We start from the raw sequence: 19,797 nt of genomic DNA, 5'->3' as shown, positions 1-19,797 counted from the left end.
CAAGCACTATGGAGAAAGCACTCAGCGCGATCGCGGTCGTGGCCGTGGGCATTGCCGGCTGGTTCGCACTCGAATCGCAGGAGGCCCGCGGCGCGGTCGACGGAAACAACTCGGCACTCGTGGACGCATCCGGCACCGCCGAGGTAATCGGTCAGGTGAATGACGGCCTCAGCCGGATTTTCTCGTACAAATTCGACGATCCGGCGGCCACCGATCAGGCGGCCGGTCAGGTGCTCGTCGGCCGGGCGCGGGAACAGTACGACCAGTTGCTCGCCGAGGCGCGCACCCAGGCGACGGCGCAGAAACTCGCGGTCACCACCCGGGCCGCGGTGTCCGGGGTGAAGGTGCTGGACGGCGACCGCGCGCTGCTGCTGGTCTTCCTGGACCAGCGGGCGGTTCGCGGCGACACCGGCGCGCCCGCGGTCGCCGCGTCCCAGCTGAGCGTCACCGCCGAACGCGGGGACGGGCGCTGGCGCATCACCGATCTGCGGGCGCTGTGAGGGGAGCGGAAGTGCGCGCCGATTTTTCGTACGCGGGGGACCGAATTCGAGTTTCCCACCCTTATTCGCGTGATAATTTTCCGGATGTTTCGCGGGTCGGGTAATTTATCGCGGTTTCGACTTGTCTGCCATGTTACGCAGCAGTAAGCTCATTTCAGGCAGAAAGTGGTGACCGCCACGATCCGCTGGTATCGCCGAGCTGGGTATTCGGCATTGCCGCAGTCCCTGCTACGGAATCTTCTGAGGACATAGGAGTTCTGGAAAATGATTCTTAACGCACGTCGCGCGAAGAGCGCTCGCAGACTGGGCGGTATCGCCGCCGTCGGTGCGGCTGCGGCTTTGGTCTGCGGCGTACTCACGCCCGGCACCGCCGCGGCCGCGCCCCTGCAACTCAAGTACAAGGTCACCGGTTCCGCGCACGTCGTCAAGATGAACGCGGACATCCCGATCGACGCGACCGTCGACGTCACGTTCGACGTGGCCAGCGGCAACTTCACCTCGAAGTTCAAGCAGGACAGCGCGCCGCACGTGAAGTTCAAGGCGTTCGGCGCGTTCGACAGCGAGGTGGACGTCGAGTTCTTCGAGGCGGCACCGTCCAGCGGCAAGATCACCGCCGGCAAGGTGGACTTCACCCTGCCGCTGCAGATCCGGTTGAAGAACATCACCGCGTTGGGCTTCCCGATCGGCGGCGGTGACGAGTGCGTGCAGAAGCAGGCCCCCGAGCTGAAGCTGCACTCGACCGGCCCGTTCAACCCGACCGTCGGCGGCGACCTGGAAAGCGAGCCCTACGCGCTGTCGGAGTGGACCGACGGCTGCGGCCCCCTCACCTTCCTGGTCAACGCGAACTCGACCGGGCCGGACAACGCCGCGAAGGTTTCGCTCAAAGCGGTGAAGTAGTTCCGCGGCACCAAGTCTCGTTCCGGCGGGCGGTCGGCGAACCGATCGCCCGCCGGAGCGGTCCAGGCACCTGTCGATGAGGAGTAAGAGAATGTCGATCCCGGTCCGCCGCGCGCTCGCGGCAGCCCTCGTGTCGGCCACCACTCTGGCGGTGCTGACCGTCGGCTCGTCCCCCGCCTCCGCCGACGAGGCTTTCTACACCCCGCCCTCCCCGCTCCCCGCGGGCCGCGACGGCGACGTCATCAAGTCGCAGCCCTCGAATGTGAACAACGCCAAGGCGACCCGGATCATGTACTTGACCCGGGACGCGAAGAACCAGCCGATTCCGGTCACCGGCACGGTTCTGGTGCCGACCAAGCCCTGGACCGGCCCCGGCCCCCAGCCGATCGTCGCCTACGCCCCGTTCACCGCGGGGATGGGCGACCAGTGCGCGGTGTCCAAGACCCTCGCCGGTTCGGGCAGCCCCGACCTCGCCTCCGGTTTCCAGAGTGGATTCATCAATCCCTTGCTGGAGAAGGGAATCGCTGTCGCCCAGACCGACTACCAGGGCCTGGGCACCCCCGGCGAGCACACGTACGTGGTCCGGGCCGCCGAGGCCCACGCGGTGCTGGACGTGGTGCGCGCGGCGCAGCGCCTGCCCGGCTCCGGACTGCCCGCCAACGGCCCGGTGGGCATCACCGGTTACTCCGAAGGCGGCGGCGCGTCGGCCTCGGCGGTGGAACTCGCCCCGGAGTACGCGCCCGAACTCGACGTGAAGGGCGCCTACGCCGGCGCCGCGCCCGCCGACAAGGCCGTGCTCGCCAAGTCCCTGGACGGGGGCTACGCGGTCGGCTTCCTCGGGTACGCGCTGATCGGCATCAACGCGGCCTACCCGGAGACCAAGATCCTCGACCTGGCCAACGAGCAGGGCAGGCAACTCTTCGAGGAGGCCCGCAAGACCTGCACGATGGACGCGGTGTTCAAGTACGCCTTCAAGCAGTCCAGCACCCTCACCAAGGACGGCCGCCCGGTTTCGGCCTACCTCAACGAGCCGCCGTTCCGGGCCGTGGTCGAGGACATGAAGGTGGGCAACCGCAAACCGGCCGCGCCGGTGCTGGTCGAGCACGCCCCGAACGACGACATCGTGCCCGCCCCGCAGGGCAGGCAGCTGGCCAAGGACTGGTGCGGCAAGGGCGCCAACGTCCAGTTCAAGGACATCCCCTCGGTCATCCCGGTGGGCTCGCACGTCCTGGGCATGATGGGCGCCGGCGGCAACTCCGCCAACTGGCTCGCCGACCGGTTCGCCGGTAAGCCCGCGAGCGGTAACTGCGGACAGTTCTGAGCCGATGATGCTGGCGAGTTCCGAGGGCACCTCGGCTCACCGGGCGGAGGCCGAGGGCGCGCGGAACCTGTCCGGGTTGCTCACGGAGTGGGCCCGGATCCGCGGCGACCAGATCGCGGTCACGCATCTGGACTACCGGTTCAACCCCGAAGGCGTCGCGAACACGCTGACCTGGCGCGAACTCGACGCCCGGGTCACCGCGGTCGCCGCGTGGCTGAGCCGGACCACCCAGCCCGGCGAGCGCGCGGCGATCCTCGCCCGGCAGAACGTCGACTACATCGTCGCGTTCCTCGCCGCGCTGCGCGCCGGGCTGGTCGCCGTCCCGCTCTTCGTACCGGGAGCCTTCGGCCGGGCCGAAGGCATCGCGTCCCTGATCGCCGACGCCGTGCCGAGCGTCGTGCTGACCACCCGGGACGTCCTGATGCACGTCCGGACCTTCCTCTCCGGTCGCCAGCCGCGCGTGCGGCAGGTGGTGGCGGTCGACGCCGTGCCGAACGAGGCGGGCACCGGTTTCGTCCCGCCGCCGTGCGGCCCGGAGGATCTGGCCTACCTGCAGTACACCTCCGGTTCGACGCGGTCCCCGGCCGGTGTGATGGTCACGCACGCGAACGTGCTGGCCAACGCCCGGCAGGCCGCGTACGCCTACGGGGCCGCGCCGGACCGGTCGGTCGCGGTGAGCTGGCTGCCGCTGTTCCACGACATGGGCCTGGTGCTGGCGATCGCCGCGCCGGTCACGATCGGGATCCCGGTGGTGCTCATGGATCCGCTGGCGTTCCTGGAGCAACCGGTGCGCTGGCTGCGGGCGCTGTCGGCCCATCCCGGGGCGATCAGCGCCGCCCCGAGTTTCGCCTACGGGCTGTGCGCGGCACGCGTCGGCAACCGGGAGAAGGCGTTGCTGAAACTGGACCAGGTCACCGCGCTGATCAACGGCGGCGAACCGGTCCGGCCCACGACCGTGCACCGGTTCCAGCGGGCGTTCGCCGACTGCGGCCTGAAACCGCAGAGCCACCGGTCCTCATACGGGCTCGCCGAGGCCACCGTGTTCGTTTCGGCTTCCCCGTCCGGGGTCGCGCCGCGGAAGGCCACCTTCTACCGGGCGCAGCTCGCCCTGGGCGAGGCGGTCCCGGCGCCGCCCGGCGAGGCGAGCACCACCACGCTGGTGTCCTGCGGTTTCCCGGTGGGGCAGCACGTGCGAGTCGTCGACCCGGAGACGCGGCGGGAGCTCGAATCCGGGCGGGTGGGGGAGATCTGGGTCAGCGGCCCCAATGTCGGGCGCGGCTACTGGCGGCGGCCGGGCCTGTCCGCGGACACCTTCTGCGCCCTGATCGAGAACGCCGACGAGGAAAGCGAACCGCGCTGGTGGCTGCGCACCGGCGATCTCGGTGTGCTCGCCGACAGCGAGTTGTACGTGACCGGCCGGATCAAGGATCTGGTCATCGTGGACGGACGCAACCACTACCCGCAGGATGTCGAGGCGACCGTCGAGCGGGCGCATTCGGCGATCAAACCGCATGTGGTGGCCTGCTTCGCGGTGCCCGCCGAGGACGGGGAGAAGGCGGTCGTCGTGGCCGAACTCGCGGGCTGGGCGGGCACCGCGGCCGCCGATCGCACCGAGGCCGAACTCGCCGTGCGGCAGGCGGTTTCCGCCGAACACGGGCTCGCCCTGCTCGACGTGCTCCTGCTGCCGCCCGGCGGGGTGCCCCGGACGACCAGCGGCAAGGTGGCCCGCGCCGAGTGCCGGGAACGCTACGCCGCGGGCGCTTTCCTCCCCGGCGTTCCCGGATGAGCGAGTCCGACGAAGCGGCGCGGCTACGGCGCCGCCTCACCGCCCGGATCGCCGAACTCACCGGGCTGGCGCCCGAACACATCGCGCCGGACGTGCCGATCCGCGAACTCGGGATGTCCTCCCGGGACGCGGTGGTGGTCGCGATCGAAGCCGGGGAATCCGCGGGCCGCGCGCTGCCGGTCGGGCTGCTCTGGGAGCACCCGACGATCGAGTCGCTGGCCGCCGCGCTCGCCGGGGAGGCCGGGCGCGTCTCGCCGGTGGAGCCGGGCGAACCGGTGGCGGTCGTCGGGATCGGGTGCCGCCTGCCGGGCGGCATCGAATCCCCGGCCGCGCTGTGGCGCCTGCTCGACCGGGGCGAGGAGGCCGCCGGTTTCCCCGACGTCACGGGTTTCGACGCGGCGTTCTTCGGGATCGCCGCCCACGAGGCCGCCGCGATGGATCCCCGGGAACGCATCCTGCTGGAAGTCGCCTGGGCCGCCCTGGAACACGCCGGCATCCCGCCCGGTTCGCTGCGCGGCGGCCGGACCGGTGTCTTCGTCGGGGCGTCGGCGGACTCGGTGCTGGCCAACCGGCTTTCCGACCGGCTCGGCGTGCTCGGCCCCGGCCTGGTGGTGGACACCGGGTGCTCGTCGTCCCTGGTCGCCGTGCACCAGGCCGTCCACGCCCTGCGGACCGGAGACACCGAACTCGCGATCGCGGGCGGAATCGACCTGGCGGGGTCGCGCGGTGCGGGATGCGGGATCGTGCTGCTCAAACCGCTCGCCGGCGCGCGACGGGACGGCGACCGGATCCTGGCGCTCCTGCGCGGTTCGGCGATCAACTCGAACGGGATGACCACCCCCGATCCGGAAACGCGGGAACAGGTGCTGGCCGACGCCTGCGCCGCCGCCGACTGTCATCCGTCCACTGTGGACTACGTGGAGGCGCACGGGGCCGGTGACCCGGTCGAGGCGTATGCGCTCGCCGAGGTCCTCGGGCGCGGCCGGGACCGGCGGCGGCCGTTGCTGCTCGGCTCGGTGCGGACCAACCTGGGGCACCTCGGATGCGCGGCCGGGATCGCCGGGCTGATCAAGACCGTGCTCGCCCTGGCGCACCGGCGGATTCCGGCCAGCCCGCGCTTCACCGAATCCGATCCGCGGTTCGACTTCGACCGCTGCGGGCTGCGCGTGGTGGCCGCCGCCGCGCACTGGCCGCGGTACTCGGGCACCGCCCGCGCGGGGGTGTCCGCGTTCGGTTCCGACGGCACGGACGCGCATGTGGTCCTCGAAGAGTGGGCGCGGCCCCTTGCGCCCACTCTTCGCACCTCGCGCTGGGGCGCGCACCGGCACGTGTTCGCGTTGTCCGCGCGGACCGAAGACGTGTTGCGCCGCCGGGCGGCCGACCTCGCCGGCTGGCTCGCCACCCCGGCCGCCCGGGAGGTGCCGCCGCGCGAACTCGCCGCGGCGCTGGTGCGGCGGCGCGACCAGCTCCCGGTCCGCGCCGCGGTGGTGGCTTCCGGCCGGAAGGAGCTGATCGGCAAGCTGCGCGCCCTGGCGAACGGCGAGCCCGGCCCGGCCACGCGGACCGGCCGGGCGGGCGGAGGAGCGGGGCCGGTGTTCGTGTTCTCCGGAGTCGGTTCGCAGTGGCCGGCGATGGGCCGATGCCTGCTCACCGAGGAACCGGACTTCCGCCTGGCCGTCGAGGAACTCGAACCGCTTTTCCTGGCCACCGCGGGGTTCTCCCTGCGCAAGCGGCTTCGCGACGCCCACGAGCCGGCCGATCCCGCGCTGGTCCGGCCGGTCCTGTTCGGCATGCAGCTCGCGCTCGCCGGACTGTGGCGCGCGCACGGGGTCGAACCGGCCGCGGTGGTCGGGCACGCGATGGGCGAGGTCACCGCGGCGGTCGTGACCGGCGCGCTGGAGCCCGTGGACGGGCTGCGGATCGTCCTGGCCGGCGAGGTGCCGGACGAGTCGCGGGCGACCGGGTGGTTCACCGACGCGGTCGCCGCGGTCCTGGCCGACGGGCACCGGACCTTCGTCGAGGTCTCGCCGCATCCGATCGCCCTCGACGTGGTCGAAAAGGTCGCCGCCGCGGCCGGGATCGCGGACGTGGTCACGCTGCCCAGCTCGACCCGGGACACCGCGCGGCAGCACGATTTCCTGGTCAGCCTGGCCGAGTTGCACGTCAGCGGCCAGCCCGGCGCGCTGGCCCTGCGCTATCCGGACGCGCCGGTGCTCGAACTGCCGCCACCGCCGTGGCGGCGCACGGCCGTCGAGCCGGTTCCCCGGTCCGGCACGAACTTCGAGATCCGCTGGGAACAGGCCGAGACCCCGGCCGACGTGCCCCGGGGCGCCCGGAGCTGGCTGCTGCTGACCGACGGCGATCCGGACAGCCTGGCCCGATCCGTCTCGTTCGCGCACGCGCTGGCCGCGGTCGGCGACCGGGCGTTCGCCCTGCCGCACGACGAACTCGGCGAACTGCCCGCGGTGCTCGGCGAACCGCGCGCCGGGGTCGTCCTGCTGATCGGCTCGGCGCTGGAGTACGAACTGCCGGACCTCGCGCGGCGCCTGCTGTGCACGATCACCGATCTCGTGCGGCGGCTGGTCGAGGCGGCGAGCGTGCCGCCCCGGCTCTACCTGGCCACCGCGCCCGGCGCGGTCGTGCGCGCCGGGGAGGCGGGTGCGCCCGGGCTCGCGTTCCTGCGCGGACTGGTGCGCGTCCTGGCGTGCGAACACCCGGAGTTGCACGCCACGCTGGTCGAACTGGACGAAGTGTCCGGTGTGGACGCTCTGGTCCGCGAACTGTGCGCCGGGCTGCCCGACGACGAGGTCGCGTGGCGGCGGGGCGCCCGGTTCGTCGCGCGGCTGGCGCGGGTGGAACCGGTCCCGGCCGCGGCGCCGGTGGTCCGCGACGGGGCGTACGTGATCTCCGGCGGGCTCGGCCGGCTCGGGCTGGCCACCGCGCGCTGGCTGGCCGAGCACGGGGCCCGGCGGATCGTCCTTTGTGGACGATCGGCACCGGAGAGGGACGCCGGATCGGCGTTGTTCGCGATCCGCGCGCTGGGCGCCGACGTGCGGGTGGTGCGCGGGGACGTGGCCGAACGCGGTGTCGCCGAACGGCTGATCGAGGTGGCCCGGGCGGACGGGGTCGCGGTGCGCGGGGTCGTGCACGCGGCGGGGGTGCGCGGCGACCGGCCGGCGATCGACGTCGGCACCCGGGAACTGGCACGGGTCTGGCGGCCGAAGGTGCTCGGCGGATGGCGGTTGCACGAGGCCACCGTCGAACTGGAGCTGGACTGGTGGCTGGCGTTTTCGTCCGCCGCGGCGATGTTCGGTGGCCGCGGGCAGACCGCGCACGCCACCGCGAACGCCTGGCTGGACGCGCTCGTGCGCTGGCGCCGGGGCCGCGGCCTGCCCGCGGCCACCGTCAACTGGGGCCCGTGGGGAGAAACCGGTGGCGACGCCGTGCTGACGCCCGCCGAAGGAGTCAAGGCGCTCGAGGCGGTGCTGGCGAGCGGGCGGGTCGCCACCGGCGTTGCCCGCCTCGATCCGGCACGCGCCCTCCCGGCCCGCCCGTTCTTCAGCGACCTGCCGGGCTGAGCTATTCGGGATCTTCGGCGCGGGCGAGGGCGCGGGTGGCGCGCAGGGCGAGGACCATTTCGAAGCGGCGATCGGGATCGGTGAGGCTCGCGCCGAAGAGCGCGTCGAGTTCCTGGGCCCGGGAGCGCACGGTCTGCGGGTGGATCGACAGCCGTTCGGCGACTTCCCGGACGTTGCCCCGGGTCTCCAGCCAGGCGAGCAGGGTGTCGGCGAAGCGGTCGCGCTGTTTCCCGGTGAGGTTGTCCAGCGGGGCGAGCACGCGCTTCGCGAGTTCGGCGACCAGCAGCGGGGCGCCCGCGAGCCAGAGGTCGAAGAGGTGATCGTCGGCCCGGGTGACCGGGGTGTCCGGCAGCAGCCCGGTCCGCACCAGGCGCAGGGTCTGCCGGGCCCGCCGCAGCGAACGCGCGGCCTCGGCGAGGGGCACCCGCGGCCCCGCCGCCGCCCGCCAGCCGGGTAACGCGGCGACCGGCCGCGCGGAGCCGGGGAGCAGCAGGCAGGGCGCGTCGCCCTCCAGATCCACCAGCACGTCGTCGGCCACCGGCGGCGCCGGGGTCTCGTGCAGATCCGCGAGTGGTTCGAGGGCGATCGCGACCACGTGCTCCGGCGCCGTCCACTGCGCCGCGGCGGCCAGTTCCGCGATCGAATGCGCCGGGGCGGGCGGATGCGAAAGCAGCAGCGACATCAACGCGCGCCGCCGCCGCTGGCGGGCCCCGGCGGCACTCGCCTGCGCCGTCGCGTGCCCGTGGACCGACAGCGCGGAAAGTTCGTCGATGTAGGCGAACACCGCTTCGGCCAGCAGGCACAGCGTCGACGCCGACACCCCGGCCGCGGTGCCCACCGCCGACATCCGGCGCCACGCGACCCGCGCGCCCACCCGGTACGCGGCCTGCAGGGTGTCCACGCTCCGGCCCAGCCGCATCTCGCGGCGGCCCAGGTCGCGGAAGATCTGCCCGCGTTCGTCGCGCGAGGATTCCCGGCCCTCCAACCGGTCGAGAAACCGGAGAACGGCCTGCTGGATGACATCGCTGACCCGGGCGCCGCACGGACCCGGATCGGGCGCCGCGTACTCGGGGATCGCCTCGCGGATCTCGCGCAGGATCTCGTCGGTGACGTCGGCGACCCCCGGCCGCAGCACCGCGGCCAGTTCGCGCGGCAGCAACGACCACAGCTGCACCAGCCGGCCGTCGTCCGTGCCCGGACCGGCGGGCGCCAGCAGCGAATCGAAGGTCGCTCGTACGCTCATCGCCGGCTCAGTCCGTTCGCATGAGCCGCTGCGCGCGCAAGGCGATCTCCATGTTCATCCGGTCGTCGGCGTTGTTCAGGCGATCGCCGAACAATTCCTCCAGCCGGTGCATCCGGTAGCGCACGGTCTGCGGGTGCACCTTCAGCTTCTCGGCGATTTCCGGGGCGCTGCCCCGGGACTGGAGCCAGACCAGCAGCGTTTCGCCGAGCCGCGCGCGCTGTTTCGGGGTGAGGTCGCGGAACGGCGCCAGGCTGCGCTCGCTCAGTTCCTTGATCAGGAACTCGTCGGTCAGCAGCCACAGCGTGGACAGGTGATCGGTGGCGTAGGCGACCGGTCCGCATGCGATGACCCCGCGCCGCATCAGGGCCAGCGACCGCCGCGCCCATCGCAGGGAGACCGCCGCGTCGCTGAGTTTCACGCTCGGGCCGACGGCCGCGAGCCAGCCGTTCAGCTGCGGCCGCAAATCCGCCAGGTGCCGGTCCGGATCGGCGGTGAGCAGGCAGGGCGCGGGACCCTCGAGGTCGACGAGCACCTCGCTGTCCAGGGTCAGCTGCGGGCATTCGGCCTGTTCGGAACCCGACGCCAGCGCCACCGCGGTGACCTGGTTCGGCCGCTTCCACCGGGCGGCCGCGGCCAGGCTGGCGATCGCCTGCGGGGAAGCGGGCGGATCGGCGAGGATCAGTTCGAGCAGCCGCCGTCGCCGCCGGGCCATCGCGCCCGCCGCCTGGGCCTGCGCGGCCGTGTACCCCTCGATGGACAGCGCGGAAATCTCGTCCACGTAGGCGAAAATCGCCTCGGCGGCCACGCACAGCGAGTCCGCGCTGCCGCCGAGCGCCTGACCGACCTCGGCGATGTGCCGCCAGGCGACCCGGCCGCCCACCCGGTAGGCCGTCTGCAACTGGTCGAGGCTGCGGCCCTCGCCGAACTCCAGTTTGCCGATGTTGCGGTAGATGCTCATCCAGTTCTCTTGCGGCACCGTGGGATCGCCGACGTTCTCCAGGCAGTGCAGGATCGCCTGCTCGGTGCCGTGCACGAGCACCTCGCCGAGCGGGCCCTCCAGCGGCTGGGCGTATTCGGGCACCACCCGCTGGATCTCCTCGACGATCGCCCGGGCCATGGTGTCGGCGTAGGGCCGGAACTGGTCGGCGAGTTCGCGCGGCAGCGAGGACCACAGGCGGCTCGCCCGCCCGATTCCGGCCGGTCCCTCCGGCGAGGAGTTCCGCCCCGCCGAGGCGCCACCCGGTGACCACAGGAAATCGGGAATGTCCAGTTCACACAACTGTCGTGCACTCGTTCTCGGATCGATCGCGTTCACCGTGTCCGGCCTGGCCATCATGGTTACCTCTGTCCGCCGCGAAACCGGCATCTTCCGCATTGAAGCCAACGAGATTTGCGGCTCTATGGAACGTAAATTCGGGTCGCGCGGGGTGTCAACCGATAGTCGCGCGGTCGACCGGAAGTGATATTTTCCGGAACTTCCACTCGTCTCGGCATGACAATCGCATTCGTACGATCAGGCGATTTCCGCGCGGAGGCGTTCGGCGACCTCCTCGAGCTTCAGCCGGGCCGGTTTGGTTTCGGCCAGGAACGTGGTGAGCGTGTCGGCGAACCGCGCGGGGTCGGCCGCGTGCGGGAAGTGCCGTGCCGTTTCGAAGATCTCCAGCCGGCTGCCCGGCATCAGCTCGGCCGCCCGGTGCGCGTGCCGGACCGGGATGATCCAGTCCTTCGCACCCCAGACGACGAGCGTCGGCGCGTTCTCCGCCAGGTACAGCCGGTCGAGCGCGGTGGCCCGCTGCCCGCGCAGGTCGATGACTCCGCGTGCGGTGTTGACGAACGCGGTCCGCCGTCCCGGATCGGCCAGGGACCACAGGTGGAACCCCAGTTCGCGGGTCTCGGCGGACAGGCGGCCGCCGAGGGCACGGCCGATCGACGCGAGCCCGCGGGCCGCCGCGTGGGTCAACCGGTTGACCAGCAGGGCCAGCGTCGGTTTGGTGCCGGGCAGCGCGGTGGCGCGCAGCACGAAGGTGACCTCCGGGCCGAGCCCGCCGCTGTCCACCAGCACCAGCCGGCCGGTCATCTCCGGGAACTGGTAGGCGAACTGCATCGCGACCCCGCCGCCGAGGGAGTGGCCGACGAGCGTCGCGTGCGAGTGGCCCTCCAGCGCCAGCAGATCGCGGATCCCGCTGGCGAAGCTGCCCAGCCCGTAGTCACCGCGGGGTTTGGCGGATTCGCCGTGGCCGAGCAGATCGGGCACCAGGACGCGACGGGGGAACTTCCGGCGCTCCAGTTCGTCCAGGACCGGTTTCCAGGTCCGCCCGCTGCCGGCGATGCCGTGCAGTAGCACCACCACGTCGGCGTCCAGCTCCGCGGCCCCGGCGGCCGCGGGTTCCGGGACGTACTCCCAGAATCGGATGGTGTGCCCGTGCAGCACGACGTCCCGGGCAATCAGTGTCATGGCAATCCTTTCCAGGGGTGACCCGAAAAAGCTAACCCAAGTTCGGGGCATTCGGGAAAGCCGGGCACTCGGAAGAATGAAAACAATCACGTACGGCACAGTGCCGGCCAGGGGAAGTCGTCCGGATGTGACAACTTCTCCGGAGGCCCGAAACTGCCGGGAAAACTGCTGGTCTGCGCCTTGCGAACCGCTTCACATGTTAGTAACCTACTGGGCAGTCGGGTGTCTCGGCCGCGTTCTTCCAGGGGTCTTTCCAAAAGATTCTTTTCCTGCGATCGCCGACCCTGCCCGCATTCAATCATATCGATCAAATTGAGGAGAGATCGATGTCCCTGCGTTCGTATTCGTTGAGAACCCGCAGTGCCGCGGTGGTCGTGACGGCCGGATTGCTGTCGCTCACCGGTGCGGCGGTCGCTGCCGGGACGGCATCCGCGGACGCACCCGCGATCGCCGGACCGGTGACGAAGTCGGTCACCTTCTCCTGTGAGTTCCCGCTGGTGGGCGTCAAGAAGGTACCCGTCGACGTCTCGCTCAACTTCCCGGACTCCGGGAAGGTCGGCGAGGTCATCCAGGTCACCGATCTCAAGGTGGACGGCAAGCTCGATGCCGACATCACGAGCGCGATGCAGCTGATCGGCGCCAAGACCGTCGAGGCCACCGACGTGTCCACCGATGTCGACGTGAAGATCAACGACACCGAGCTCGGCGTGACCCTGAACGGGTTGAACATGCCGCAGGTTCCGGTGCCGGACAGCGGCGACACGCCGTTTTCCATCTTCGGGCCGATCCCGGGCCTCACCGTGAAGAGCCCGGGTTCGGTGTCCTTCGCGATCGGCAAGAAGTTCGTCGCGCAGAAGGTCACCCCGAAGGACGCCAACGGGCAGCCGACCGACCTCGGCACCTTCCCGCTGAACTGCACCCAGGATGAGGGCCAGGACACCGCGCTGGCGACGATCCCGGTCAGCTGAGCCGTTCCATACCGTCCACAGTGGCCGGACACCCCGCGCGGGGTGTCCGGCCGTTCAGCGTTCCAGGTGCGCGGTCAGCTCTTCGTCGCTCGGTTCGACCAGCTGCGTGCCGTCCGGCCACACCAGCGTGGGGATGCGGCGCTCGCCGTCCTGCAGGCGGCGCACCAGAGCTTCGGCCTGCTCGTCCTGTTCGACGTCGACGTAGCGGTAGCCGATGCCCTCCCGGTCGAGCAGGGCTCGGCTTCGCTTCACGTCGGGGCACCAGTCTGCCCCGTACACGGTCAGCTGCTCGGGTGCGGAGTCGGTCATGATCGCGAATCTACCCCGCCGCCCGCGATCAGGTCTTCGAGATCGCGAATCCGGCGCCGCTCATCGGAAAGCGCGGCGGAATCCGCCTCGCCCAGCGGGATCTTCCCGGCCTGGTCGAGGAACGCGCGGGCCTGCCCGTCCTCGCCCAGCCGGACCGCGACGTCGGCGCGCAGCACCAGTGCCCGGAGCCGGAGGTCGTCCGGAGCGGGACCGGGTTCGGCCAGCGCCCGGTCCAGCAGCCGGGCGGCGGCCGCCGGATCGTCGTGGGAGTCGGCGAAGATGGTCGCGGTTTCCAGTACGCGGGCCAGTTTGGGTTGGTCGGCGGAGCGGACGTCCGCGAGCCCGTTGTTCAGTTCGCCGATCTGCTGGCCGATCCGCACGTAGTTCCCGCCGGGGTCGACCACGACGAACTGGCGCATTCCCGAGCGCAGATCCTTCACCGGGTTGACGCGCGGCACCCCGCGGGCGGGGAGCTTGCCGAGCAACGCGCGCAACCCTTCGGTGAAATCGCGGTAGAGCGTGTCCACGTCGTCGGTCTTCACGTAGCAGGTGCTCCAGTTGGCGGTCGGGTCCAGCTGCTTGAGCACGAAGAACTGCAGTTCGATGCCGCCGCGTCGCACGGCGGCATAGGTGTTCGGCCGAGCCTGGCGGTAGGTCACTTCGAAGCCCAGCGCCTGGTAGAAGGTCAGCGTCTCGTCGATGGACAGGCAGGGGAGGATCGGGATCGTGGTCTCGGTCACCCGGCCGAGTGTACTCAAGTTTGAGTGCCCGGGTAGGCCCCGAGCGACGGTTCGAGCAAATCGAACGCGGCGGTGGCGGAATCCCGCAGCCCGGCGGCGATCGCCGGGTTGTCCTCGCCCGCGAGCGTCCGCCGGAACACCTCGTGGAACAGGACGCGCAGCGTCGCGGTCAGCTGTCCGGCCACCACGCGGGGCTCGATGTCGTCCACCGGGACCCCGGCGGCCTCGGCGAGGGTCTCGGCCAGGGCCTGTTCCAGGTGTTCGTGGATTTCGCGGATCCGGCCCAGCAGGGCCGGGCTGTCGGCGATGGTGCGCACGAACTCGGGGCCGGAGAAGCCGAGCAGGGCGTCCCGCTCGTCGAGCCGTGCGAGGTACCAGCGCCGCAGGGCGGTCAGCGCGGATTCACCCGGCTCGCGCTCCGCGACCGCCCGGGAAGGGGCGGCGACGAGTTCCTCGTGCAGGTCCAGCACGAGGTCCTCCTTGCGCGGGAAGTGGTTCGTCACGGTCATCTTGGCCACCCCCGCGGCCGCCGCGACGTCGGCGATCGTCACCGCGTCGTACCCGCGCTCGATGAACAGCCGGGTGGCCACATGGGAGATCGAGTCCCTGGTCTGCTGCTTGCGGAGTTCGCGCAAGCCCGTCGATGTCCTGCCCATGGGGCCACCTTACAACGGTTGGTTAGGTCGAACATAAATTTAGACTTGACCTAGTTGATGGGTTCGACCTAATGTTAGGTCCGACCTAATCAACTGGGAGGAAGACCTCGATGACCGCACCTTCGGCCGCCGCGCGGCGGCTGGATCCGGCCCTGCTGCGCATGGGTGGCGTGCTGAGCCTCGGCGCCATCCTGGCCACGCTGGACACGACGATCGTCAACGTCGGCATCGACGCGGTCGCCCGTGACTTCGCCAGCCCGCTGGCGACCATCCAGTGGGTTTCCACCGGTTACCTGCTGGCGCTGTCGGTGGTGATCCCGCTGACCGGCTGGATGATCTCGCGCTTCGGCGCCCGGAGGATGTGGATCGCCTCGGTCGCGGTGTTCACCGCCACCTCCGTCCTCTGTGGACTGGCCTGGTCGGCGCCGGCGCTGATCGTGTTCCGGGTCCTGCAGGGCCTCGGCGGCGGCCTGATGCAACCGATCGGCCAGGCGATGATCGCGCAGGCCGCCGGGCCGTCCCGGATCACCCGCGTGATAAGCGTCCTCGTCGTGCCGATCACGTTCGCGCCGGTCGTCGGCCCGGTGCTCGGCGGCTTCATCGTGCGTGAACTCGACTGGCGCTGGATGTTCTTCGTCAACGTGCCGATCGGCGTGGTCACCGTGCTGCTCGCGGCCCGGGTCCTGCCCGCCGACGGCCCCCGGGAAGCGGGCGCCCGCCTGGACACGCTGGGCCTGTGCTTGCTGTCGCCGGGGCTGGCGGCGGTCGTCTACGGCCTGTCCGAGGCGGGCAACACCGGGGGATTCGGCGCCGGGCACGTCGTGTTCGCCCTGCTCGCCGGGGTGGCGCTGCTGCTGGGCTACGGCGTGCACGCAGTGCGGGGCCGCATCGCCGCGCTGATCGATCTGCGGCTGTTCGCCCGGCGCGGATTCGCCGCGGCCACCACGAACTCGTTCCTGCTGGGCGCCTCGCTGTACAGCTCGATGCTGCTGCTTCCGCTGTACTACCAGCAGATCCGGCACGCCGACGCGTTGGCGGCCGGGCTGCTGCTCGCGCCGCAGGCACTGGGCACCGCGGTGGTGCTGACCTTCGCCGGCCGGCTGACCGATCGGTTCTCCCCGCGTGCGGTGATCCTCGGCGGGATCGGCCTGTCCCTGGCCGGGACCGTGGCGTTCACCCAGCTCGGCTCCGCGCCGCCCGCCTGGCTGCTCACCGCGTCCCTGGTGCTCCGCGGTGCCGGGATCGGCTCGATCATGGGGCCGAACATGGGCGCGGTGTACGCGAGCGTCGATCGCGCGGACGTGCCCAAGGCCTCGGCCGCGCTCAACGTGCTCAACCGGGTCGGCGGTTCGCTCGGCACCGCGGTGCTCGCGGTGATCCTGCAGAACCAGCTCCAGCACACCCCGGACGCGCCCGCCGCGTACGGCCACACGTTCTGGTGGGCGCTCGGGCTGTCCGCGGTGACCGTGCTGCCCGCGCTGTTCTTTCCCCGTCGTACCGAGAAGGACTGAGATGACCCTGCGCCTGATGACCGTGCACGCCCATCCCGACGACGAGTCGAGCAAGGGCGCCGCGACCATGGCCCGGTACGCCGCCGAAGGCGTGGACGTGCTGGTCTGCACCTGCACCGGTGGCGAACGCGGCGATGTGCTGAACCCGCGCCTGGACCGGCCCGAGGTGCGGCGGGACCTGCCCGCGATCCGGCGCCGCGAGATGGCCGCGGCCCGGGAGATCCTCGGTGTGCGCCACCGTTTTCTCGGGTTCGCGGACTCCGGGTTGCCGGGGCCCGGCGAAGCCCTGCCCGAGGGGTGTTTCGCCCGGCAGCCGGTGGCCGAGGCGGCGCGGCCGCTGGTCGCCGCGATCCGCGAATTCCGGCCGCACGTGCTGGTGACCTACGACGAGAACGGCGGCTACCCGCATCCGGACCACCTCATGACCCACCGCGTCACCATGGCGGCGATCGACGCCGCGGCCGACCCGGCTCGCCATCCGGAAACCGGTGCGCCCTGGGAGACGCCGAAGCTGTACTACCTGGTGTCCTTCTCCCGGGAATGGTTCCAGGCCATGTACGACGGGATGACCGCGCGCGGACTGCCGTCGTCGCATGGCGAGGTGCTCGCGGAACTGGACCCGGACGCCCCGTCCTGGCCGGTGACCACCCGGGTCCCCTGCGGGGAGTACTTCGAGGTGCGGGACCGGGCGCTGCTCGCGCACGCCACCCAGATCGACCCGGACGGGCCGAACTTCTCCTGCCCGCTGGACGTGCAGCGCGAGATCTGGCCGACCGAGGACTACCACCTGGTCCGCAGCACGGTCGAGGTCAGCCTGCCGGAAGCGGATCTGTTCGCGGGGATCGCGCCGCCTCGCCCAGGGCGTCGAGCACGACCCGGATCGTCGGCACCCGGCTCAGTTCCGGCCAGATGAACGCCGAGATCGCGCGCCGCATCTCGGGTTCCACCGGGCGGGTGGCCAGATCGGCGTGGCGGGCCGCGGCCAGCAGGAGCTGCGGGATCACCGCCACGCCGAGCCCGGCGGCGACCAGGCTCTGCACCGCCAGGTTGTCGTCGGTGGCGAAGGCGAGATCGGGGGTGAATCCTTCGGCCGAACACGCGGTGAACAGATATTCCTGGCAGCGCGGACAACCGCCGATCCACGGTTCGTCCGCCAATTCGGTGAGCCGCACCGCGGGCCGCGCGGCCAGGGCGTGTTCGGCGGGCAACAAGGCGATAAGCGGATCGGAAAGCAGGGGCAGCCGGAGCAGTCCGTTCGTCTCTTCGGCGGTGTCCGGATAGTCGAACGCGAGGGCGATATCACATTCTCCGGCGCGCACCAGATCAATCGATTCCGGGGGTTCGGCCTCGGTCAGCGACAGGGCGATTTCCGGATGCCGCCGACGCACTTCCGCGGCCGCCGGGGGCACCAGGGTCGCGCTTCCGCTGGGGAACACCACCAGCCGGACCCGGCCGGCCCGGCGGCCGGCGATCGCGGCCAGGCTGGTCTCCGCGGCGGCGATGTCCCGCAGCACCACCTCGGCATGCCGGAGCAGCTCCCGGCCCGCGTCGGTGAACACCACCTTCCGGCCGGCCTTGACCGTCAACGGCGTGCCGACCGCCCGTTCCAGCGCCCGCATCTGCTGGCTGACCGCGGGCTGGGTGTAGCCGAGACTGCGCGCGGCGGCGGAGTAGGAACCGGCACGGGCGATCTCTCGCAACATCCTCAGCTGGCGGACTTCAAGCACTGGTAAATATCTACCACTTCGTGATCGGGAAAGCGACAACGGTCGCGCCAGTGACCTATAAGAAAGAGTTCGGGCACCGCTGTGAATTTCTTATTGGACCAAAGTTATGGCCAGTCGTGACAATTCGTGGCGGAGGTGGTTCTGCGTGCTCACGGCGGCCATGCGTGGATTTGTCGGCAGGATGGAAAGATTGGTCGATCGGGTGGGTGACCCGGATGAGCGGGCGCGTGCGGCGGCGGAAGCGTTGCGCGGGCTGCTCGCGCGGGACGATGTTCTCACCCCCGAGCACCGGGAGCCCGATCCGGAACGTTACCGCCAGCACCTGGTCCACGTGGACCCGCGGGGCCGGTTCTCGGTGGTGTCGCTGGTCTGGCTGCCCGGTCAGTGCACCCCCGTGCACAGCCACGCGTGCTGGTGCGTGGTCGGGGTGCTCGCGGGCCGGGAAGAGGAGACCCGGTACCGGTTCGACGAACGGCGGCGGTTGGTCAAGGACGGCACCGCGGTCAACGAGCGGGGCGACGTCTGCTGGCTGGTGCCCCCGGACCGGGACATCCACAAGGTCACCAACGCGGGTGCGGCCCTGGCGGTTTCGCTGCACGTGTACGGCGCCGACATCGGCGAACTCGGCTCCAGCGTGAACGAGATCTTCCCCGATCCGGACGCCTGAGCGGGATCAGTCCACCCCGGTGTCCTCCGGCAATCCACGGGCGAGCCCGGCGAGCTGGTCGAGCGCGGTGGCCAGGACGTCGAGGGCGGGCGAGGCGAGCGCGAGCCGCACGGCGTTCGGCGCGTGGCCCGAGCCGACGGTGAACGCGGCCGCGGGGGTCACCGCGATGCCCCGGCGGGCCGCGGCGGCCACGAACGTCTCGGCCCGCCACGGTTCGGGCAGTTCCCACCAGCAGTGGTAGGCGTGCGGGTCGGCGCGGATGCCGAATCCGGTGAGCCGCTCGCGCACGATCTCCTGGCGGGCCGCCGCGTCCCGGCGCTTGGCGTCCTGGACCGTGCTCGCGGTGCCGTCGCTCATCCAGCAGGTCGCCGCGTCGAGCGCGAAATGCGAGGCCGTCCAGGTGCCCGACCGCAGGGCCGCCGCGACGCGATCGGTGAGGTCCGCGGGCGGGGCGACGAAACCCAGGCTCAGCCCGGGCGCGAGGCGTTTGGACAGCCCGTCGGCGAGTACGGTCCGCTCCGGTGCGAAGGCGGCCAGCGGGGGCAGTGCGTCGTCCAGGAAGGCGTAGATGGTGTCCTCGATCGCGGGCAGGTCGAGTACGCGCAGGGTTTCCGCGAGTTCGGCACGCCGCGACTCGGGCATCGTGCTGCCGAGCGGGTTGTGCAGCGTCGGCTGGAGGTAGACCGCGCGCAGCGGGGCCGCGCGGTGCGCGGCGGTCAGCGCCTCGGGCAGCAGCCCGCGCTCGTCCACGGCGATCGGGACGAGGGTGACACCGAGGCGGGCCGCGATTCCCTTCACCACCGGGTAGGTGAGCGCCTCGACGCCCAGCCGCTCGCCGACCGGGACGAGGGTGGCGATGGCGGCGGCGATCGCCTGGCGGCCGTTGCCGGCGAACAGGAGCCGATCCGGATCCGGCGCCCAGCCGGTGCGGGTGAGCAGGGCGGTGGCGGCCTCGCGTGCGGCCGGGGTGCCGGTGACGCTCACCGGGAGCAGGGCGGCGCCGAGGCGGTCGGGTCGGAGCAATCCCGCCAGGCTGCGCGCCACCAGGTCGGGTTGATCGGGGAGGACCGAGAAGTTCAGCTCGAGGTCGACCCGGGCCGCTCCGGGTTCGGCGAGCGCGGGTTCCGGCGGGCGTTCGGCGGCCCGGATGAAGGTGCCGCGACCGACCTCGCCCACGGCCAGGCCGCGCCGGACCAGTTCGCCGTACACCCGGCTGGCGGTCGATCCCGCGATGCCCCGCCGCCGCGCGAACTGGCGTTGCGGCGGCAACCGGTCACCCGGCCGCAGGCGCCCGGCCGCGATGTCCCCGGCGAGTTCGTCCGCGATCAGCCGGTAGTCCTTGTCGGGCGCAGCAGCCACGCGAACTCCCATAATTGCACCGAGATCAATGTTTTCATTGCTCCGACATATTGCACCGGTTAGTTTCGGATCGTCAAGCG

17 protein-coding genes are annotated in these 19,797 nt (G+C 71.3%); 9 read left to right on the top strand and 8 right to left on the bottom strand.

Annotated elements, in window-relative coordinates; genetic code table 11:
- Window positions 1-8 precede the first annotated feature (8 nt).
- The 5 genes from FXO23_RS42030 (at window position 9) to FXO23_RS42010 (ending at window position 8,082) form a co-directional block, all read left to right on the top strand.
- Window positions 9-500: a hypothetical protein gene (locus FXO23_RS42030; protein WP_158892999.1), complete on the top strand. Its 492-nt coding sequence runs from the start codon at window positions 9-11 to the stop codon at window positions 498-500.
- Window positions 501-764: 264 nt separating this feature from the next.
- Complete coding sequence (locus tag FXO23_RS42025) at window positions 765-1,397, top strand: hypothetical protein (RefSeq protein ID WP_158892997.1); 633 nt, start codon at window positions 765-767, stop codon at window positions 1,395-1,397.
- 91 nt (window positions 1,398-1,488) lie between these two features.
- A complete protein-coding gene (locus tag FXO23_RS42020; RefSeq protein WP_158892995.1) occupies window positions 1,489-2,718 on the top strand; it encodes a lipase family protein in 1,230 nt (409 codons plus the stop codon).
- 7 nt (window positions 2,719-2,725) lie between these two features.
- Entirely contained in the window at window positions 2,726-4,504 is a 1,779-nt protein-coding gene (locus FXO23_RS42015; protein ID WP_158893031.1) for a fatty acyl-AMP ligase, read from the top strand.
- Entirely contained in the window at window positions 4,501-8,082 is a 3,582-nt protein-coding gene (locus tag FXO23_RS42010; protein ID WP_158892993.1) for a type I polyketide synthase, read from the top strand. Before FXO23_RS42015 ends, FXO23_RS42010 begins: the two co-directional genes overlap by 4 nt.
- Before the next feature lies 1 nt (window position 8,083).
- Here FXO23_RS42010 and FXO23_RS42005 read toward each other — a convergent pair whose 3' ends face one another.
- The 3 genes from FXO23_RS42005 to FXO23_RS41995 all read right to left on the bottom strand — a co-directional run bounded on the left by FXO23_RS42005 (window position 8,084) and on the right by FXO23_RS41995 (window position 11,780).
- Complete coding sequence (locus FXO23_RS42005; RefSeq protein ID WP_158892991.1) at window positions 8,084-9,325, bottom strand: PucR family transcriptional regulator; 1,242 nt, start codon at window positions 9,323-9,325, stop codon at window positions 8,084-8,086.
- Between the two features lie 7 nt (window positions 9,326-9,332).
- Complete coding sequence (locus tag FXO23_RS42000) at window positions 9,333-10,661, bottom strand: PucR-like N-terminal domain-containing protein (protein WP_246258350.1); 1,329 nt, start codon at window positions 10,659-10,661, stop codon at window positions 9,333-9,335.
- A 177-nt stretch (window positions 10,662-10,838) separates the two neighbouring features.
- Complete coding sequence (locus FXO23_RS41995; protein ID WP_158892987.1) at window positions 10,839-11,780, bottom strand: alpha/beta fold hydrolase; 942 nt, start codon at window positions 11,778-11,780, stop codon at window positions 10,839-10,841.
- Window positions 11,781-12,106: 326 nt separating this feature from the next.
- On the opposite strand from FXO23_RS41995, the gene FXO23_RS41990 reads away from it, so the two are divergent.
- Window positions 12,107-12,748, top strand: coding sequence for a DUF6801 domain-containing protein (locus tag FXO23_RS41990; RefSeq protein WP_158892985.1), 642 nt, complete (start codon window positions 12,107-12,109; stop codon window positions 12,746-12,748).
- Window positions 12,749-12,802: 54 nt separating this feature from the next.
- Here FXO23_RS41990 and FXO23_RS41985 read toward each other — a convergent pair whose 3' ends face one another.
- Genes FXO23_RS41985 through FXO23_RS41975 form a run of 3 tightly spaced genes read right to left on the bottom strand, consistent with a single transcriptional unit; the run spans window position 12,803 to window position 14,453 of the window.
- On the bottom strand, window positions 12,803-13,057 hold the full coding sequence (locus FXO23_RS41985; protein ID WP_158892983.1) for a glutaredoxin domain-containing protein: 255 nt from the start codon (window positions 13,055-13,057) through the stop codon (window positions 12,803-12,805).
- Window positions 13,054-13,797, bottom strand: a complete 744-nt coding sequence (locus FXO23_RS41980) for a bleomycin resistance protein (RefSeq protein ID WP_158892981.1) — start codon at window positions 13,795-13,797, stop codon at window positions 13,054-13,056. The genes FXO23_RS41985 and FXO23_RS41980 overlap by 4 nt, the downstream gene beginning before the upstream one ends.
- 14 nt (window positions 13,798-13,811) lie before the next feature.
- Window positions 13,812-14,453, bottom strand: a complete 642-nt coding sequence (locus FXO23_RS41975; RefSeq protein ID WP_158892979.1) for a TetR/AcrR family transcriptional regulator — start codon at window positions 14,451-14,453, stop codon at window positions 13,812-13,814.
- Between the two features lie 110 nt (window positions 14,454-14,563).
- Between FXO23_RS41975 and FXO23_RS41970 the strand changes: the two genes are divergently transcribed.
- Together FXO23_RS41970 and mca are read left to right on the top strand one after the other, a co-directional pair.
- Entirely contained in the window at window positions 14,564-15,964 is a 1,401-nt protein-coding gene (locus tag FXO23_RS41970; protein WP_158892977.1) for a DHA2 family efflux MFS transporter permease subunit, read from the top strand.
- Window position 15,965: 1 nt separating this feature from the next.
- Window positions 15,966-16,877, top strand: a complete 912-nt coding sequence (gene mca, locus FXO23_RS41965) for a mycothiol conjugate amidase Mca (protein ID WP_158892975.1) — start codon at window positions 15,966-15,968, stop codon at window positions 16,875-16,877.
- Here mca and FXO23_RS41960 read toward each other — a convergent pair.
- Window positions 16,774-17,667 carry a LysR family transcriptional regulator gene (locus FXO23_RS41960; protein WP_246258349.1) on the bottom strand — a complete coding sequence of 298 codons (894 nt, stop codon included), beginning with the start codon at window positions 17,665-17,667 and terminating at the stop codon, window positions 16,774-16,776. The genes mca and FXO23_RS41960 overlap by 104 nt on opposite strands.
- Window positions 17,668-17,872: 205 nt before the next feature.
- Between FXO23_RS41960 and FXO23_RS41955 the strand changes: the two genes are divergently transcribed.
- Window positions 17,873-18,358, top strand: coding sequence for a cysteine dioxygenase family protein (locus FXO23_RS41955; protein WP_246258348.1), 486 nt, complete (start codon window positions 17,873-17,875; stop codon window positions 18,356-18,358).
- A 6-nt stretch (window positions 18,359-18,364) separates the two neighbouring features.
- Here FXO23_RS41955 and FXO23_RS41950 read toward each other — a convergent pair whose 3' ends face one another.
- On the bottom strand, window positions 18,365-19,717 hold the full coding sequence (locus tag FXO23_RS41950) for an aminotransferase-like domain-containing protein (protein WP_246258347.1): 1,353 nt from the start codon (window positions 19,715-19,717) through the stop codon (window positions 18,365-18,367).
- Window positions 19,718-19,797 lie beyond the last annotated feature (80 nt).

The organism is Amycolatopsis anabasis (assembly GCF_009765355.1).
Taxonomy (GTDB): Bacteria; Actinomycetota; Actinomycetes; order Mycobacteriales; family Pseudonocardiaceae; genus Amycolatopsis; species Amycolatopsis anabasis.
Note: the sequence above shows the minus strand (reverse complement) of the source record. Positions and strands in the feature narration are given on the sequence as shown.

What these genes read in the sequence shown, in the direction of transcription:
- FXO23_RS42030 (WP_158892999.1), top strand. Translation starts at nt 9, where the DNA reads ATGGAGAAAGCACTCAGCGCGATCGCGGTCGTGGCCGTGGGCATTGCC.
- FXO23_RS42025 (WP_158892997.1), top strand. Translation starts at nt 765, where the DNA reads ATGATTCTTAACGCACGTCGCGCGAAGAGCGCTCGCAGACTGGGCGGT.
- FXO23_RS42020 (WP_158892995.1), top strand. Translation starts at nt 1,489, where the DNA reads ATGTCGATCCCGGTCCGCCGCGCGCTCGCGGCAGCCCTCGTGTCGGCC.
- FXO23_RS42015 (WP_158893031.1), top strand. Translation starts at nt 2,726, where the DNA reads ATGCTGGCGAGTTCCGAGGGCACCTCGGCTCACCGGGCGGAGGCCGAG.
- FXO23_RS42010 (WP_158892993.1), top strand. Translation starts at nt 4,501, where the DNA reads ATGAGCGAGTCCGACGAAGCGGCGCGGCTACGGCGCCGCCTCACCGCC.
- FXO23_RS42005 (WP_158892991.1), bottom strand. Translation starts at nt 9,325, where the DNA reads ATGAGCGTACGAGCGACCTTCGATTCGCTGCTGGCGCCCGCCGGTCCG.
- FXO23_RS42000 (WP_246258350.1), bottom strand. Translation starts at nt 10,661, where the DNA reads ATGATGGCCAGGCCGGACACGGTGAACGCGATCGATCCGAGAACGAGT.
- FXO23_RS41995 (WP_158892987.1), bottom strand. Translation starts at nt 11,780, where the DNA reads ATGACACTGATTGCCCGGGACGTCGTGCTGCACGGGCACACCATCCGA.
- FXO23_RS41990 (WP_158892985.1), top strand. Translation starts at nt 12,107, where the DNA reads ATGTCCCTGCGTTCGTATTCGTTGAGAACCCGCAGTGCCGCGGTGGTC.
- FXO23_RS41985 (WP_158892983.1), bottom strand. Translation starts at nt 13,057, where the DNA reads ATGACCGACTCCGCACCCGAGCAGCTGACCGTGTACGGGGCAGACTGG.
- FXO23_RS41975 (WP_158892979.1), bottom strand. Translation starts at nt 14,453, where the DNA reads ATGGGCAGGACATCGACGGGCTTGCGCGAACTCCGCAAGCAGCAGACC.
- FXO23_RS41970 (WP_158892977.1), top strand. Translation starts at nt 14,564, where the DNA reads ATGACCGCACCTTCGGCCGCCGCGCGGCGGCTGGATCCGGCCCTGCTG.
- mca (WP_158892975.1), top strand. Translation starts at nt 15,966, where the DNA reads ATGACCCTGCGCCTGATGACCGTGCACGCCCATCCCGACGACGAGTCG.
- FXO23_RS41960 (WP_246258349.1), bottom strand. Translation starts at nt 17,667, where the DNA reads ATGTTGCGAGAGATCGCCCGTGCCGGTTCCTACTCCGCCGCCGCGCGC.
- FXO23_RS41955 (WP_246258348.1), top strand. Translation starts at nt 17,873, where the DNA reads ATGGAAAGATTGGTCGATCGGGTGGGTGACCCGGATGAGCGGGCGCGT.